Below are 2,590 nucleotides of genomic sequence, written 5' to 3' on the forward strand. Positions count from 1 at the left end.
CCGAAACAGCTTCGGCGTTGTAAGGTTAAGCCTCACGGTTCATTAGTATCGGTTAGCTCAACGCATCGCTGCGCTTACACACCCGACCTATCAACGTCGTAGTCTTCAACGTTCCTTCAGGACCCTTAAAGGGTCAGGGAGAACTCATCTCGGGGCAAGTTTCGTGCTTAGATGCTTTCAGCACTTATCTTTTCCGCATTTAGCTACCGGGCAGTGCCATTGGCATGACAACCCGAACACCAGTGATGCGTCCACTCCGGTCCTCTCGTACTAGGAGCAGCCCCCCTCAATTCTCCAGCGCCCACGGCAGATAGGGACCGAACTGTCTCACGACGTTCTAAACCCAGCTCGCGTACCACTTTAAATGGCGAACAGCCATACCCTTGGGACCTACTTCAGCCCCAGGATGTGATGAGCCGACATCGAGGTGCCAAACACCGCCGTCGATATGAACTCTTGGGCGGTATCAGCCTGTTATCCCCGGAGTACCTTTTATCCGTTGAGCGATGGCCCTTCCATTCAGAACCACCGGATCACTATGACCTGCTTTCGCACCTGCTCGAGCCGTCACTCTCGCAGTCAAGCTAGCTTATGCCATTGCACTAACCTCCTGATGTCCGACCAGGATTAGCTAACCTTCGTGCTCCTCCGTTACTCTTTGGGAGGAGACCGCCCCAGTCAAACTACCCACCAGACACTGTCCGCAACCCGGATTACGGGTCTACGTTAGAACACCAGCCATTAAAGGGTGGTATTTCAAGGTCGGCTCCACGCAGACTGGCGTCCACGCTTCAAAGCCTCCCACCTATCCTACACATCAAGGACCAGTGTTCAGTGTCAAGCTATAGTAAAGGTTCACGGGGTCTTTCCGTCTTGCCGCGGGTACACTGCATCTTCACAGCGAGTTCAATTTCACTGAGTCTCGGGTGGAGACAGCCTGGCCATCATTACGCCATTCGTGCAGGTCGGAACTTACCCGACAAGGAATTTCGCTACCTTAGGACCGTTATAGTTACGGCCGCCGTTTACCGGGGCTTCGATCAAGAGCTTCGCGTTGCCGCTAACCCCATCAATTAACCTTCCGGCACCGGGCAGGCGTCACACCGTATACGTCCACTTTCGTGTTTGCACAGTGCTGTGTTTTTAATAAACAGTTGCAGCCAGCTGGTATCTTCGACTGATTTCAGCTCCACCCGCAGGGGCTTCACCTACATATCAGCGTGCCTTCTCCCGAAGTTACGGCACCATTTTGCCTAGTTCCTTCACCCGAGTTCTCTCAAGCGCCTTGGTATTCTCTACCTGACCACCTGTGTCGGTTTGGGGTACGATTTCGTGTTACCTGATGCTTAGAGGCTTTTCCTGGAAGCAGGGCATTTGTTACTTCAGCACCGTAGTGCCTCGTCATCACACCTCAGCGTTAATAAACGACCGGATTTACCTAATCGTTCCGCCTACATGCTTAAACCGGGACAACCGTCGCCCGGCTAACATAGCCTTCTCCGTCCCCCCTTCGCAGTAACACCAAGTACAGGAATATTAACCTGTTTCCCATCGACTACGCCTTTCGGCCTCGCCTTAGGGGTCGACTCACCCTGCCCCGATTAACGTTGGACAGGAACCCTTGGTCTTCCGGCGAGCGGGCTTTTCACCCGCTTTATCGTTACTTATGTCAGCATTCGCACTTCTGATACCTCCAGCACCCTCACAGGACACCTTCAACGGCTTACAGAACGCTCCCCTACCCAACAACGCATAAGCGTCGCTGCCGCAGCTTCGGTGCATGGTTTAGCCCCGTTACATCTTCCGCGCAGGCCGACTCGACCAGTGAGCTATTACGCTTTCTTTAAATGATGGCTGCTTCTAAGCCAACATCCTGGCTGTCTGTGCCTTCCCACATCGTTTCCCACTTAACCATGACTTTGGGACCTTAGCTGGCGGTCTGGGTTGTTTCCCTCTTCACGACGGACGTTAGCACCCGCCGTGTGTCTCCCGTGATAACATTCTTCGGTATTCGTAGTTTGCATCGGGTTGGTAAGCCGGGATGGCCCCCTAGCCGAAACAGTGCTCTACCCCCGAAGATGAATTCACGAGGCGCTACCTAAATAGCTTTCGGGGAGAACCAGCTATCTCCCGGTTTGATTGGCCTTTCACCCCCAGCCACAAGTCATCCGCTAATTTTTCAACATTAGTCGGTTCGGTCCTCCAGTTAGTGTTACCCAACCTTCAACCTGCCCATGGCTAGATCACCGGGTTTCGGGTCTATACCCTGCAACTTAACGCCCAGTTAAGACTCGGTTTCCCTTCGGCTCCCCTATACGGTTAACCTTGCTACAGAATATAAGTCGCTGACCCATTATACAAAAGGTACGCAGTCACACCACGAAGGTGCTCCCACTGCTTGTACGTACACGGTTTCAGGTTCTTTTTCACTCCCCTCGCCGGGGTTCTTTTCGCCTTTCCCTCACGGTACTGGTTCACTATCGGTCAGTCAGGAGTATTTAGCCTTGGAGGATGGTCCCCCCATATTCAGACAGGATACCACGTGTCCCGCCCTACTCTTCGAGTTCACAACCTGTGTGCTTTCGTGTAC

At 53.2% G+C, this 2,590-nt stretch carries 1 rRNA gene; it reads right to left on the reverse strand.

From position 1 onward, the window contains the following. Positions 1–21: 21 nt before the first annotated feature. Positions 22–2,590, reverse strand: a 23S ribosomal RNA gene (locus N037_RS15580); the annotation flags it as partial.

This window comes from Enterobacter sp. EGD-HP1 (genome assembly GCF_000733275.2).
GTDB lineage: Bacteria > Pseudomonadota > Gammaproteobacteria > Enterobacterales > Enterobacteriaceae > Enterobacter.